The 12,780-nt window shown below is 66.7% G+C and carries 12 protein-coding genes and 1 tRNA gene; 6 read left to right on the top strand and 7 right to left on the bottom strand.

What is annotated here, in order from left to right:
* Nucleotides 1-40 precede the first annotated feature (40 nt).
* Both ACSJDX_RS08895 and ACSJDX_RS08890 read right to left on the bottom strand, forming a co-directional pair.
* Entirely contained in the window at nt 41-1,705 is a 1,665-nt protein-coding gene (locus ACSJDX_RS08895; protein WP_438352328.1) for an Eco57I restriction-modification methylase domain-containing protein, read from the bottom strand.
* Nucleotides 1,702-2,421: an SAM-dependent DNA methyltransferase gene (locus ACSJDX_RS08890; protein ID WP_438352327.1), complete on the bottom strand. Its 720-nt coding sequence runs from the start codon at nt 2,419-2,421 to the stop codon at nt 1,702-1,704. Before ACSJDX_RS08890 ends, ACSJDX_RS08895 begins: the two co-directional genes overlap by 4 nt.
* Nucleotides 2,422-2,766: 345 nt before the next feature.
* Between ACSJDX_RS08890 and ACSJDX_RS08885 the strand changes: the two genes are divergently transcribed.
* Complete coding sequence (locus ACSJDX_RS08885; protein ID WP_438352326.1) at nt 2,767-3,948, top strand: IS481 family transposase; 1,182 nt, start codon at nt 2,767-2,769, stop codon at nt 3,946-3,948.
* 50 nt (nt 3,949-3,998) lie between these two features.
* On the opposite strand, the gene ACSJDX_RS08880 is transcribed toward ACSJDX_RS08885, so the two are convergent.
* Nucleotides 3,999-4,073, bottom strand: a tRNA-Arg gene (locus ACSJDX_RS08880).
* Nucleotides 4,074-4,347: 274 nt separating this feature from the next.
* Between ACSJDX_RS08880 and ACSJDX_RS08875 the strand changes: the two genes are divergently transcribed.
* Nucleotides 4,348-7,047: a hypothetical protein gene (locus tag ACSJDX_RS08875; protein ID WP_438352325.1), complete on the top strand. Its 2,700-nt coding sequence runs from the start codon at nt 4,348-4,350 to the stop codon at nt 7,045-7,047.
* Between the two features lie 27 nt (nt 7,048-7,074).
* Here the strand turns inward: ACSJDX_RS08875 and ACSJDX_RS08870 are convergent, their stop codons facing one another.
* Together ACSJDX_RS08870 and ACSJDX_RS08865 are read right to left on the bottom strand one after the other, a co-directional pair.
* Entirely contained in the window at nt 7,075-7,428 is a 354-nt protein-coding gene (locus tag ACSJDX_RS08870; RefSeq protein WP_438352324.1) for a YdeI/OmpD-associated family protein, read from the bottom strand.
* A 180-nt stretch (nt 7,429-7,608) separates the two neighbouring features.
* Nucleotides 7,609-8,846 (bottom strand): IS3 family transposase gene (locus tag ACSJDX_RS08865; RefSeq protein WP_438352323.1). Its coding sequence is split into 2 segments (ribosomal slippage): nt 7,609-8,561 and nt 8,561-8,846, totalling 1,239 coding nucleotides; the frame shifts between segments, so codons are not numbered across the junction.
* Nucleotides 8,847-9,091: 245 nt separating this feature from the next.
* Between ACSJDX_RS08865 and ACSJDX_RS08860 the strand changes: the two genes are divergently transcribed.
* Nucleotides 9,092-9,763 (top strand): PASTA domain-containing protein, encoded by a 672-nt coding sequence (locus tag ACSJDX_RS08860; protein WP_438352322.1) that lies wholly within the window; start codon nt 9,092-9,094, stop codon nt 9,761-9,763.
* 73 nt (nt 9,764-9,836) lie between these two features.
* Here the strand turns inward: ACSJDX_RS08860 and ACSJDX_RS08855 are convergent, their stop codons facing one another.
* The gene (locus ACSJDX_RS08855) at nt 9,837-10,439 is read right to left on the bottom strand and encodes a TetR/AcrR family transcriptional regulator (RefSeq protein WP_438352321.1); all 603 of its coding nucleotides are present in this window, start codon (nt 10,437-10,439) and stop codon (nt 9,837-9,839) included.
* A 120-nt stretch (nt 10,440-10,559) separates the two neighbouring features.
* On the opposite strand from ACSJDX_RS08855, the gene ACSJDX_RS08850 reads away from it, so the two are divergent.
* The 3 genes from ACSJDX_RS08850 to ACSJDX_RS08840 are packed head-to-tail and all read left to right on the top strand — an operon-like array spanning nt 10,560 to nt 12,482.
* A complete protein-coding gene (locus ACSJDX_RS08850) occupies nt 10,560-11,156 on the top strand; it encodes a DUF6230 family protein (protein WP_438352320.1) in 597 nt (198 codons plus the stop codon).
* A gap of 22 nt (nt 11,157-11,178) precedes the next feature.
* Complete coding sequence (locus ACSJDX_RS08845) at nt 11,179-11,754, top strand: DUF6114 domain-containing protein (protein WP_438352319.1); 576 nt, start codon at nt 11,179-11,181, stop codon at nt 11,752-11,754.
* A complete protein-coding gene (locus tag ACSJDX_RS08840; RefSeq protein WP_438352318.1) occupies nt 11,751-12,482 on the top strand; it encodes a hypothetical protein in 732 nt (243 codons plus the stop codon). Before ACSJDX_RS08845 ends, ACSJDX_RS08840 begins: the two co-directional genes overlap by 4 nt.
* 95 nt (nt 12,483-12,577) lie before the next feature.
* Here the strand turns inward: ACSJDX_RS08840 and ACSJDX_RS08835 are convergent, their stop codons facing one another.
* Entirely contained in the window at nt 12,578-12,760 is a 183-nt protein-coding gene (locus ACSJDX_RS08835; protein ID WP_438352317.1) for a hypothetical protein, read from the bottom strand.
* Nucleotides 12,761-12,780 lie beyond the last annotated feature (20 nt).

Here is a 12,780-nt window from a genome sequence, read left to right as displayed (position 1 = left end):
CGGGGAAAAGGTCTGCAAGGGATTTTGCGGTCGCCACTTGCTAGACCTCGGCGCCCGCGGTAGCGGTGCCGACATCCATCGGTCGGACGAGCGACTCAATGTACGTCCGTTCCTCGGGGCTGATGCCGTACTTCTCGTAGAGTGCTTCGTCGTCCCAGACCCGGTCCATTGGGAGCTCAGGCACGAATGCAAAGGATGACCGCGTGACGCTTTGATTGGCGGCTCGAAGCGACAGCAAGAACCGGACGAATCGAGACTTTAGGTATGCGCACATGAACTCGGCCTCGGCCTCCGAGTCAAAGACGCTCACAACCGGATAGGCCTCGGTGGTGACGTATCCAGGCGGGGTAACTCGGATACTGCTGAGGCCGTAGTAGCGGCCCTGCTTGTCTGGCCGCCCGCCAGCGGGCGCGGCCCGACTGACTGTCGCCTTCCATTTGTCAATCCAGTGAGCATTCATGCTGACCTCTGCTCTGGCGACAAACCCTTGACCACCACTACTCACCAAGGTGATCGGATCGGTGATGCCCGCGTCAGTTGGCGCGCCACGATCCGTCGTTGCGTATCCGAACGCTTTGCGGCCGGAGACCTTAGCGGTGAGGGCACGATCCTCCTTCGGACCGTCCGGCCAAATCTTGCGAAGGATGGAGATGGCGTTGGAGTGCCGGACGAAAACGTCGTACTCATTGAGTCGGCGCTGTGTCGGCAGACTGCGATTGCCTCGAACGATCGTGGTCACCGCACAGCTCCCGTGATAGTCCCGGCTCCAGAGAAAATACGAAACGCCGCCTGCGATGTCCACGCCCGGGAACGCTTCATCAGAGTCGATGTAGTCCGTCAGCGACCGAATCCGATCATCCGAAAGCATTTCCGCCCGGAAGTCGTCCAATCCCTTGCCACCAGCCATCCAGCGGGACGGAGTGACCATGGTGAGGTACTGCGGCTGGAGCGCTTTCGCCGCTTGAATAAACTTCTGGTAGATCGGCGCGGCACTCTTTCCGGCACCACCATCGTCCAGTTGGTACGGCGGGTTTCCCACGATGACGTCAAAGTTCATGCTGCCTCCAAAGAGTCGCGCCACGAGCGCCTTGGGATTGGTGTGGTGAAGGAACGCGTAAGCATAGGTCTCCGCCTCTCCTCCTCTTTCGTAGCCGTCACGCGTGGCCGGACAATAGACGCACCTGTCCCCGGACCACGTGTGCTCTGTGCGCTGGAACCAGATGTTGCCGTCTGGATTTGTGAAGGATGGGGCGACGGAGTGTTTACTCGTCGCATCTCGCGAGCAGTAGATCGACCGACGAGAGAGCAATGCCGTGAGGCTCGTCATCCCGATACCGAAAACCTGTTTTGTGAGGATTCGGTCGACGAGCGCTCTGCGCTCGTCAGAGCCCGAGAGAGGGTTACCCTGCCCCTCAACAAGGCGCTTCGTAATCTCGCGGAGAAATACCCCGGACTTCACCGCGGGGTCGAGAAAGGTAACGTCAGGCTCTGCCCAAATCGACGTCCCACCGTGATCCGCCGCCCACGCTCCCGCGAGCGCGTCCAGCATCCTGTTCGCAAACTCTGGGGGCGTAAACACCTCGTCGCTCGACAAGTTCGCAATCGTGTTCAACACGTCGGGTGCGCGGTTCTGCCGATCGCGACGCAGCGCCTCTCCGAACGAGAGTGACAAGCTAACGCTCGGTGTGCTCGCAGTGCCTGTCATTCGGCCAGCTCCTTCACCGTCATCTGTGGGTGGGACCGAACTGGCTGGAAAACGACGTGATCGTACTCACCGGTCATGACAGTAGACCGAGACGCCAACACATCCAAACGAAAGTCTCGTCGTTGATACTTTCCACGGCCGAGGTACCCCCACTCGGGAAAGACGATGGGGAGGCCGGGGAAGCCTGTCTCCGGATTGACCCGCCGCATCGCAAGCGCATCACCATGGACGATGTTTACCTCGAGTACTGCCGTCGCTGCCCGCACCAGATCATCCTCAGCGTCTAGCCCCAAGAACGCGCGGAAGACGTCGAGCAGGTTCGTGCGACAGTCCGCGGCGTTATCCGCTTGAATCTCAATCCCGTAGATGGACATAACAGCGAGTAGTGCCTGGTGGCGCGTCTCGAACCCGCTCTTGCCGTAACGGGCCTTCACCGTACGCAGCTTCCGCGCCAGGACGCGGACGAGGAAATTCCCGTCGCCACACGCCGGTTCAAGGAATCGCGAATCGATGCGCTCAGACTCGTCTTTGACGAGGTCGAGCATGTCATCGACGAGCCATGCCGGCGTCAACACCTCGGCGTGATCTTGAACCCGCTGCCTCGACTTCACGAGGGGCTTAGCGGCTACTGCATCAAGCACCTTCTTGGCGTGCGCCACGCGTCCATCTTGTCGTCTTTTGAGTGCCGACGGTGACGCCCCGGTGCCGATCGTCATGCCCGCTCCCTCGCTTCCAAACTCCGCCCTTCAACCTACCTGTCCGACTGAGTTCTCCCCACGCGATGTCCCGGGCCTCCCGGAGCGAGGTCGTACGGCTTCATCCGGTTGCACGTCCGGGAGCAGTCGTCGCGGCAGCACGTGATGGCAACATAAGGAGCCCAGCTGGACCACCCGCCTACGGGTCGATGGCCGGGCTCTCTCGTATGAATGTCGCCGATGAGGCGACTCAGGTGAGACCTATGTCGCGACTCATCACATGGTGCCCCTGGAGGTGTCTGGGTTCACGACATAGGCGACAGGTGATCGGCGACACGTGAGTCGGGTCATAGGCGACACTCGTGCATGTCGTCGAAGCATCGGGTTGTGGTGTTGAAGATCGTCTCAGGGCAGCTCACGGTTACCCAGGCGGCGGCCGAGTACGGGATGTCGCGGCAGTATCTGCACAAGCTGCTCGCCCGCTACCGCGACGAGGGCCTGGACGGGTTGCAGCCACGGTCCCGCGCCCCGTTGACGAGTTCGCAGGCGGTCACGGACAGGGTCCGGGTCCGGGTCGTGGAGCTGCGGCACGCGTTGACCGCTGCCGGGACGGACGCCGGCCCCGTCACGATCGCCTGGCACCTCGAACGCGAGGGCTTGCGGGCCCCATCGACCTCCACGATCCGACGCATCCTGCACACCGCCGGGCTGATCGTGCCCGAACCACGCAAACGACCGAAAAGCTCCTACATCCGGTTCGAAGCCTCCCAGCCCAACGAGACCTGGCAATCCGACTTCACCCACTGGCGCCTCGCGGACGGCACCGACGTCGAGATCCTGAACTGGCTCGACGACCACTCCCGCCTGCTCCTCAGCTGCACCGCCCACCGGCCCGTCACCGGCCGTGACGTCGTGGACACGTTCCTGACAACCATCGATGCCTACGGGCCGCCCGCGTCGACCCTGACCGACAACGGCCGCGTCTACACCGCCCGTCACGGAGGAGGCCGCAACCAGTTCGAATACGTCCTCGCCGCGCTGAACATCCGGCAGAAGAACGGCGCCCCGAACCACCCTCAGACCCAGGGGAAGATCGAGAGATTCCACCAGACCCTGAAACGATGGCTGACCGCCCGCCCACGCGCCGCCACGATCACCGAGCTGCAGACCCAGCTCAACACGTTCCGCGAGCACTACAACACCACCCGACCCCATCGCGCCCGAGGAACCACGCCAGCCACCGCCTACGCCAGCACACCCAAAACCGCGCCCTCCGGACACGACGACCGCACCCACTACCGGGTCCGTCACGACCACGTCGACACCAACGGGAAGATCAGCTTCCGCCGCGCAGCCCGCGTGCACCACCTCGGCATCGGCGCCACACATCGCGGGAAACGCTGCATCCTCATCGCCGACGACCACACCATCACCGTCGTCCACCTCGACACCGGCGAGATCATCGCCACCAACACCATCGATCCCACTCGGACCTACTGGCGAAACAACGAAAAAGAGCCCGGCCGATGGCCGGGCTCCTCCTCGTGAATGTCTCCTATGTCGCGACTCAGATGTCTCCTATGTCGCGACTCATCACATGGTGCCCCTGGAGGGACTCGAACCCCCAACCGTTTCCTTAGGACGGAACTGCTCTTCCATTGAGCTACAGAGGCTGGCGGTGTCGAGTCTACGGGAGCGGGGTGAAGGTTCGACGGGCTCGGCGACCGAAACCGTCGGGGCGTTTCGTCTCGTCACTGCGCTCCTCGCTCAACGACCGGGGCGACCCCGACGGCGCGGCAACCGAGAGTTTGCTTGAGGCGCAGCATCCGTCGTCGTTAGATTCGGCGCGACAGGCTGCCCGCGCGGGTGCGGGGAGCCGACACACGTATCACCGCAGGTGCGGCGTGCTCCTTCGTCGCGAAGCGACCCCAGCGCGAGAGGACACCCATGTCTGACTACACCTACACCTCCCCCTTCATCCGCGACGAGATCGTCGTCACGCAGGAGATCGAAGACATCTGCCGCACCTATGCCGGCGACGGTCCGGTGTTCCTACTCGGCCGCGTCGTGCGGCTCGCGCAGAACCTGCGCATCACCGCGCGGCCGCTCGTGATCGTCGCCGACGTGTTCGACGGCGGCGGCTTCACGATCGACGCGCACGGAGTGGATGCCACGGCCGCCGGTGCGAACGGACTCAACGGCGTGCCGCTCCCCGTGACCAAGATGTACTCGAAAGACGGGATCCCGATCGCGGGCGGCACGAGCGGCGACGGTGGCGGGTCGGGCGCGAACGGCGGGAACGGGCAGAGCGTCACCGTCTACGCCCGCCGCACGGTCAACGCGCAGATCACGGTCGCGGGCGGGGGCGCGACCAGCGGCGGGAACGGCGGCAACGGCACCGCGGGTGCCAACGGCGCCTACATCGCCGAGCACATCGAACGGCGCGACCTCACCCCGGGCGACCCGTTCGACTTCGAGTTCGAAGAGATCGTCATCCCCGAGCAGACCATCTACGGAACCCCGGGCGGCAACGGCGGAAACGGGGGCAACGGCGGGTCGGGCGGCGCCGGCGGCACGATCGTGTTCACCACGATCGCCGACGACACCGAACCGGTGCTCACCATCGCGGGCGGCGCGCCGGGCAACACCGGCGGAGGCGGAGCGCCCGGTGCCGACGGAGCGCTGAGCGAGGCCGCGGCATCCGCCGGCATCGACGGCACGCCCGGCGATTGGGGCGCTGAGGGCAGCGTCACCCGCTCGACCGTGTCGGAGGAGGAGTTCGTCGCGGGCCTGCGACCGCTGCTCGACTCGACCGGGCCGTCGTGGGCCAACTACTGGGCGCCGTTCCGCATCGCCATGGGCGAATACCACTACCACCGCTTCGCCCCCATGGACGACGGCCTCGGCGACGAGGGCGAGCGCGCCGCCACCGAGCTCGCGCGCGGCCTCGAGCTGCAGCCCGACAACGGCCACGGCCTACGCCTGCAGGGGCAGCTCGTCGGCGTCGCCGAGGAGATCGCGGGACAGCGCGTGTGGGTGGGCGGCGGCACGAACGTGCTCGGCCTGCCCCCGCAGCTCGACATCCTGCCGAGCTTCGACACCTACATCACCGCCTACCAGGGGTTCAGCACCCTCGCCACCGGCTTCCTCCTCCACGGCATCGACACGATCTTCGCCGCGGGCAACACGAGCGCACTGTCGGCGCTCGTCGACGCGCAGCGGCAGGCGGCGGACGCCGCGCGGGCGAACGGCGAGACGGATGCCGAGCTCGCGGCATCCGAGAAGCGCATCGCCCTCGACGAGGCGAGCCGCGTCAAGGAGCAGCTCGACCAGGCCACCGCCGACCTGCAGGCCGAGATGGCGAAGATGAAGGAGACGCCGTTCAGCATCGGCGACATCATCGGCACGGTGGCGTCGGTCGCGAGCGCCGTGGTCGGCGTGATCGCGGCGATCCCGACCGCGGGCGCGAGCCTCGTCGCGCTCGTACCGGCGATGGTCAGCCTGGTCGACACGGTGACGGCGCAGACGGAGCCGATCGCGAAGGCGCTGCTGGCCGGCACCAAGGCCGACACGAAGGCGGTCGAAGACGCCTACGCCAAGGTCGGCAAGAGCGCCGATGTCGTCGTCAAGGCGGGCAAGACCATCGTCAACTTCATCGGCGTCGTCGAGAAGCTCACCGCCTCGGCGACCCCTGACAACTCCGCCGAGGTCGCGCTCGTGCGCCGCGGCGCCGACCTCGCCCACCAGCTGCTCATCGCGAACAACCGCGTCGAGCTCGCCCAGCAGCGCGTCGACGCCGCGCAGGCACGCTCCGCGCGTGCGGCCGAGCTGGCCGGGCAGGCCGAACAGCTCTCCGGACGGCTGGCGATGGATGCCGCATCCGTCCGCGCCGCGGGACTGCTCGCCATCGACGTGGCCAAGGCGAGCGCCGAGGCGCTCAACAGCATGGCGTTCCGCGCGGCACGCTCGGTGGAGATCTACACGCTCCAACCGCAGGCGCAGAACATCGCGCTCGACGCCGGCGTGCTGAGCCCGGAGACCTGGCTGAAGTACTACGAGCAGGAAGTCACCGACATCGAGCTCGCCACCGCGCTGACCGCGTCGTGGGGGAAGATGCTGCAGCCCATCCGGGTGCAGCAGGACTACCTCGCCTATTTCCAGCAGTCCCACGACCAGGACGTGCTGACGCGGCTGTTCGCGCCGGGTGACCGCGAGTTCGCGCAGCTGAAGGCATCCGGTCGGTTCGACTTCTTCGTCGACGCGGCTCGGACTCCCGCCGGTCGTGCCGACGCGAAGGTGCGGAGTGTGCGGATCGCGCTCGTCGGGGCCGCGCATCCCACGGGGAAGATCTCGTGCGAGATCACGCACGGCGGGCGCTACGAGCAGCGCCGCGCCGACGGAACGATCGACGTGCAGCTGCTGCAGCCGCAGACGAGCACGCGCAGCGCGACGTTCGTTCCCCTGGCGGCCGAGACGGAGGGGACGATCGACCTGCCGCTCACCGCACCGCTCTCGCTGCGGTTCTGGGGGCGCGGCATCGGCGGCGACTGGAGCGTCTCGGCGGTCGGCGCGAGGGAGAACGCGGGCATCGACCTGTCGGGACTCACGCAGATCCAGGTGGAGATCCGCTACCAGTTCCTACGGTGATCCTCGCCCGGGGTTTCGGGCGCGGGCTCAGTCGGGGAGGCCGAGCGCCCGCCGCCCCGCGGGAGTCAGACGCCCCTCCCCCGCGAGACGCTCGGCGATCGCTCGATTGCGCGGCGATGCCGTGCCCCGCATGCGCCGCGGACCGAACTTCTGCAAGTAGGAGTCGGCGTCGTAGGCGTGGCGTGTGCTCTCACTCCAGCCGGCCGCGATGCCCTCCTCGAGGAGGTCGTGGAAAGTGACGCTCGGCACGGTCGACCGCGCGCGGCGGAGGCGCACCCACACTGCCGGGTGCCCCGCGTTGCGCGACGCGAGCCAAGCGCGGAGCGCGGCGACGTCGGCGAACTCGACGATGTCGAGGCCTTCATGCTGCGCAGGGTCCATGTCGCGAACGTATGCCACAAAGGCAGTCAACGGGCCGAACAAGCAAATCTTCGTCATGCGTCAGTGGGCAACACCACCTCGCTTACCGCCCCGAAAGCGGAGCGCGAGAGGAACGCACCGATCGCATTGGGTGACGTATCCGTCCCCGCACCTCGACCTGAATCGGCCTGACTTTCGTTCCTATCGGGAGCCTTGTCCGGCAGGTCCCGGTTGGGCTGATTCCAGGTCAGCGTAGTATGCGTTCTCGACCTCGATCGGGGTGCGCATGTCGAGCTCGCCGTGGAGGCGCTGGTTGTTCCACCACCACACCCACTCGAGCGTCGCGAGTTCGACCTGCTCGACGGTCCGCCACGGTCCGCGCTGACGGATCAGCTCGGTCTTGTAGAGGTTGTTGACCGCCTCTGCCATCGCGTTATCAAACGAGTCGCCGACGGTCCCCGTGGAGGGGACCGCGCCGAGCTCGACGATCCGCTCCGTGTAGACCATCGCGGTGTAGTTCGACCCATGGTCAGCGTGATGGATGAGCCCGTCGAGCCGTCCGCCGACGCCCCAGGCGGCCATGTCGAGCGCCTGCATCGGCAGGATCTCGGCGCGCAGCGTGGATGCGACGTTCCAGCCGACGATCCGCCTCGAGTAGACGTCGGTGACGAACGCGACGTACGCGAAACCGGACCAGGTGGCGACATACGTCACGTCACACACCCAGAGCCGTCGCGGCGCCGGCGCGGTGAAGCGACGGTTGACCAGGTCGCTCGGCAGCGCCACGGTCTTGTCGGAGCGCGTGGTGAATACCCGCTTCGACTTCCGGACGCCGCGGACCCCAGCGAGCCGCATGAGGCGTTCGGTCTGGTCGCGGCCGATGTCCCAGCCTTGCCGGCGCATCAGCGCATGCATCTTCCGGCGGCCGTAGACGCCGTAGTTCTCGGCGTGCAGCCTCGCGACCTCCGGGACCAGCAGCTCATCCTTCAACTGCCGCGCGGACGGCGCACGGCCGATGGCGGCGCGGTAGCCGCGGGAGGTGAGGAAGCCCTGCACTGCCGGTCGCAGGACACGGCAGATGAGCTCGACCCCGAAACGATCCCGGTGCTCATTGATGAACCGGATCATCTCGGTCAGGGGCGGTCGAGCTCCTTCGCGAAAAACACGCTCGCAGCCTTGAGGATCTCATTCGCCTTCCGCAGCTCGGCGTTCTCCTTCTCGAGCTGCTTGATCCGCTGCGCGGCCTCGGTCGTGACCCCAGGCTTGCCGCCGGCGTCGACCTCGTAGCGGCGCTGCCAGAGCCGCAGCGTCTCCGGGCTCATGCCCAGCAACCCCGCGACGTGACGGACCGCGCTCATCATGTTCGGGTGCGACGGCCGCGTCTCCGCGAGCATCCGCAGCGCGCGCTCACACATCTCCGGCGAATACTTCCTGTTCATCGAGTTCCATCCTTGCTTGAAGAACGGAACGAAAGTCAGGCCGATTCAACCATCACCTCTTGGGCGAACTAGGTCCATGGCTGGACAGGGCGAGCGAACGATTTCATCGATACCTTATGTGAATGCGGCGCTCAGCTCCCTATATTGTTGCTTCCTTCCTGCTGCTCATCGCAGCATCTCTGGCGGGTTGCACAAAGCTAAGTGACACGACCCCGCCCGACCCACCAGCTTCCGCAGAGGCACTTGTGCCTGATGTCGTGGGAAAGCTAGGCGATGAGGCTCGCGACGCGCTCGATGCTGCGGGCTACAAAGTCGACTTTGAATCAGATGAAGGTTCGGTCTGGGTGAAGTCGAACTGGATCGTCACCTCGCAAGACCCCGCTGCAGGATCCTCACTCAGTGCTGGGAAGCGCGTGATTTTGCGCGTCGTGCGGCATTCCACGACGACTCCTTCGCCAACCCCAACTCCATGGGCTGGTCTGACCGATGGCACCTGGAACGGTGGTGACGTCGCACTTGGCGAACCAGTAAGGGGTCGAAAGCGTGTCGTCGGCGATTCCCTCACATCCGACTACGAGATCACCGTCACCGCTCCTCCGACGCTCACATCGATTGACGGCGAGATCGTGACGATGACTTCACCAATTCACGTCTCACGCGTCCAAGACCTCGGTTACGGCGAGTCCTTCCTCGAATCAGAGTTCATTGCCTTCGGGTCTGACTCACCTCCTAAAGAGGAAATGTACAACGAGACATGGGGCACACGTCCCACTCTCATCTGCTCATCGAAGACGATTGCCATCGGCGAGAGCATGGACTGCACAGTCTCGTTTGGCACAACACCATCCGCACTCGCGAGCTCGTACTGGCACATCAACCAACGCCGAGCCGCGGCTTGGCCAGGGCAACACCCCTAAAGAGGTGACGGGCTACTGTCTACGGCGTGGCACTGTCGGGCGTTGGACTGACGGGAACCGAGCTACGGCCGGACTACGGGTTCGCAGACAGCTCGACCGCCCCCACCACACCGAAAGCAGAGCGCGAGAGGAACGCGACGATCGCCTCGGGCGCAGCATCCGTCCCCAGGGCCATCTCGACCAGCACCTCCTCAGCGAACGAGACCCAGGAGCGCAGCGCCACGCGCAGCAGCGGAGAGTCGGGCACGCCGAGCTCGGTGAACACGTCGACCACCCGCTGGGCGTTCTCGTCGCGCGAGCGGTCGACCGCGACGCGCACGACGGGGTCGCCCGAGGCCACGCCCCGCACGAGGGAGAAGAAGGTGCCGCGGTGGTCGCGCACGAAGCCGACGATGCGCAGCAGGGTGTCATCGAGGCGCTCGCGCGGGGGCAGTTCGGAGCGCGGAGCGGATGCCTCGAGCAGCGCTGCGGCGGCGGTGATCACCACCTCGCGGTGCAGGCCCTGGCGCGATCCGAAGTAGTGGAAGAGCAGCGCCCGCGAGACGCCGACGCGCTCGGAGAGCACCTCCATGGTGAGGTCGTCGAGCGAGCTGTCGGCGAGGAACGCCACCGCCGAGGCCACCAGCTGCGCGCGCCGCTCGTCGCGCGTGAGGCGGGTGCGCCGGTCGGCAGACATGAACGGATTCTAACGAGCGCAGTATTGGCAATCTGTCAAGAGGTTATTGACAGACAGTCAACGACGGCTAGCCTGGTCGAGGTTCGGCGGTGTCGCCGACCTGCACACTCGGGAGGATCGATGAAGTTCCGCAGCCTGACAAAATCGCGACTCGGACGCGTCGCACTGGTCACCGTCCCCGTCGCCGCGGCCGCGAGCCTGCTGCTCGGCGGCGTCGCGCAGGGCGCCGTCCCCGTCTCCTTCGCGGTCTCGGGCAGCCAGTTCCAGATCAGCGCCTCCCAGCTCGAGGGCACCGGCTTCTCGCAGTACGCCGGCGTCACCAACGACACCGCGGGCGGGCAGCATCCGGTCGCCATCGCCAACATCAAGTCGGCCACCCTCGCCGACCTCTGCCAATCGGTCGTCACCGACACTCCCCTCGGCAAGGTGGGCGTGCTCATCAGCGCGGGCGGCGGCGGCAACCCCGCCAGCGCCTCCGACCTGCAGATCGGCATGACCGGACTCAAGGGCGACTCGTCGTTCGGCAACATCCGCATCGGAGTGGATGCCTCGACCGTGAACACCTCCGCAAAGGGCAGCGCCGGCGACTTCGCGCAGGATGCCGACACCGTCTCGATCGCCGGCCTGCAGCAGACCGCGTGGAGCACCCAGGCATCCGTCTTCACCCTCACGGGCATGAAGCTCGAACTCACCGACGGCACCAAGACGTGCTTCTGACCTGGTACTGATCGGGGCTGACATGCATACCTCGCGGTGGAACCAGTGGCGCCGATCGCGCCCGCTCGTCGGCGGAGTGCTCGTCGCGCTCGGCGGGCTGGAGATGTTCTTCTCCAGCCAGCTCGACCTCGGCAACATCCACGTGCAGCTCGGCATCGAGGGGCTGCAGGCCACGATCATCCCGATCCTGCTCGTACTGCTGGGCGTGCTGCTCGTCACCATGCCTGCGCACCGGGTGTTCTACGGCGTCATCGCCCTCGCGGTCGCCCTGTACTCGCTGGTCGGCGTGAACCTCGGCGGGTTCCTGCTCGGGATGCTGCTCAGCACCGTCGGCGGCATCGTCGCGGTGTCGTGGGCGCCGAAGGGTGTGGACGCGGCTGATGACGTGTCTGAACCCAGCGCGGTGCCGGAACCTGCCGAACGGTCGCCGAAGGTGGAGGACGACGCTTTGACAGGGTCCGCGACCGCGGCCGTCGAGGTTCCGGAGCATGCCGAAGGGTCTCCGGCGGTCGAGGACGATGCGTCGACGAGCTCGGCGACCCGCGCTGGCGGACGGACACGCAACCGGGAGGTCGAGGCGACGGAGGCGAGCCGATGACGCGCCTGCGCATCGCGGTCGGCGCCCTGGCGCTGGCCGGGCTCCTCGTCGGGGCCACGAGCACGGCCGCGGTCGCCGCCGACGGCGGCGTGCGCCCCGGCGAGTTCTGCATCCCGATCCTCCTGCCGTGCTCCACGCCGAGTCCCACCCCGTCCGACAGCGGCACCCCCACGCCGTCCCCGCCCACGACACCGGGTTCTCCGTTGGATCCGCTGCTGCCCGGCATCCTTCCGGGCACCGGGACGACGCCCGCGCCGGCTCCGACCGACCCGACCACACCGCCCGCGCAGCCGGCCGTGCCCGACGGCAGCGCGCCCGTCTTCACGCAGCCGCCGGCGCAGCTCGGCGCGGGGTCGCTGTCGTTCTCGGGGTTGAAGGGCATCAGCGTCGTCACCGTGCCGCTCGCCGACGGGTCGCGCGCCACCGCGCTCAAGATCAGCGCCGACACCATCACGATCGACGGCTTCGCACTCACCGTGCGGCGGGCGACCGGGCCGATCCTCGTGACCACCGCCGACCGCATGACGCTGTCGGGCAACGTGCAGGTGTACGTCAACTCCCTCACGGCGACCACCCTCGGCGGGCTCGCGCTCACGCTCGGCGCCGACACGCCTCCCCCGGCCGACGGTGTCGCGCCCGGGCTGCTGCGCGTCACGCTCGGCCTCGTCGGAGCCACGGCCGATTCGATCGTCTACTCGAACACGGTCCAGCGGCTCACGGAGGGGTGAGGCGCGCCGGCGCCGTATCGAAACCAGGGGCCTGTGCGATCTCGCAGGCGCCGAGGTGGGTGATTTCGATACGGCTCGTGCCTCGCCCTACTCAATCACCGGGGGGAACGACGGAAGAGTCCGCGGAGCCACCGGGTGAAGCGGGCGGTGTGGCGGTCGGTGAACTCGTTGGAGAGCTTCATCGCCTCCTCGGTGAGATCGCCGCCCGCCCAGATCGCACGCAGGGTGCGCATCGCGCGCTCCTCCTGCGTCTCGGGGCGATCCTCGTCGTCGGCCATCGCCTCCCACGATAGGCGGC

Source organism: Microbacterium fluminis (assembly GCF_051549805.1).
GTDB lineage: Bacteria > Actinomycetota > Actinomycetes > Actinomycetales > Microbacteriaceae > Microbacterium.
This window is presented reverse-complemented; position numbering and strand designations above follow the sequence as displayed.

Coding starts and splice junctions, on each gene's coding strand:
- ACSJDX_RS08870 (WP_438352324.1), bottom strand. CDS start 7,428: ATGGACCCTGCGCAGCATGAAGGCCTCGACATCGTCGAGTTCGCCGAC.
- ACSJDX_RS08885 (WP_438352326.1), top strand. CDS start 2,767: ATGTCGTCGAAGCATCGGGTTGTGGTGTTGAAGATCGTCTCAGGGCAG.
- ACSJDX_RS08890 (WP_438352327.1), bottom strand. CDS start 2,421: ATGACGATCGGCACCGGGGCGTCACCGTCGGCACTCAAAAGACGACAA.
- ACSJDX_RS08875 (WP_438352325.1), top strand. CDS start 4,348: ATGTCTGACTACACCTACACCTCCCCCTTCATCCGCGACGAGATCGTC.
- ACSJDX_RS08855 (WP_438352321.1), bottom strand. CDS start 10,439: ATGTCTGCCGACCGGCGCACCCGCCTCACGCGCGACGAGCGGCGCGCG.
- ACSJDX_RS08845 (WP_438352319.1), top strand. CDS start 11,179: ATGCATACCTCGCGGTGGAACCAGTGGCGCCGATCGCGCCCGCTCGTC.
- ACSJDX_RS08840 (WP_438352318.1), top strand. CDS start 11,751: ATGACGCGCCTGCGCATCGCGGTCGGCGCCCTGGCGCTGGCCGGGCTC.
- ACSJDX_RS08895 (WP_438352328.1), bottom strand. CDS start 1,705: ATGACAGGCACTGCGAGCACACCGAGCGTTAGCTTGTCACTCTCGTTC.
- ACSJDX_RS08850 (WP_438352320.1), top strand. CDS start 10,560: ATGAAGTTCCGCAGCCTGACAAAATCGCGACTCGGACGCGTCGCACTG.
- ACSJDX_RS08835 (WP_438352317.1), bottom strand. CDS start 12,760: ATGGCCGACGACGAGGATCGCCCCGAGACGCAGGAGGAGCGCGCGATG.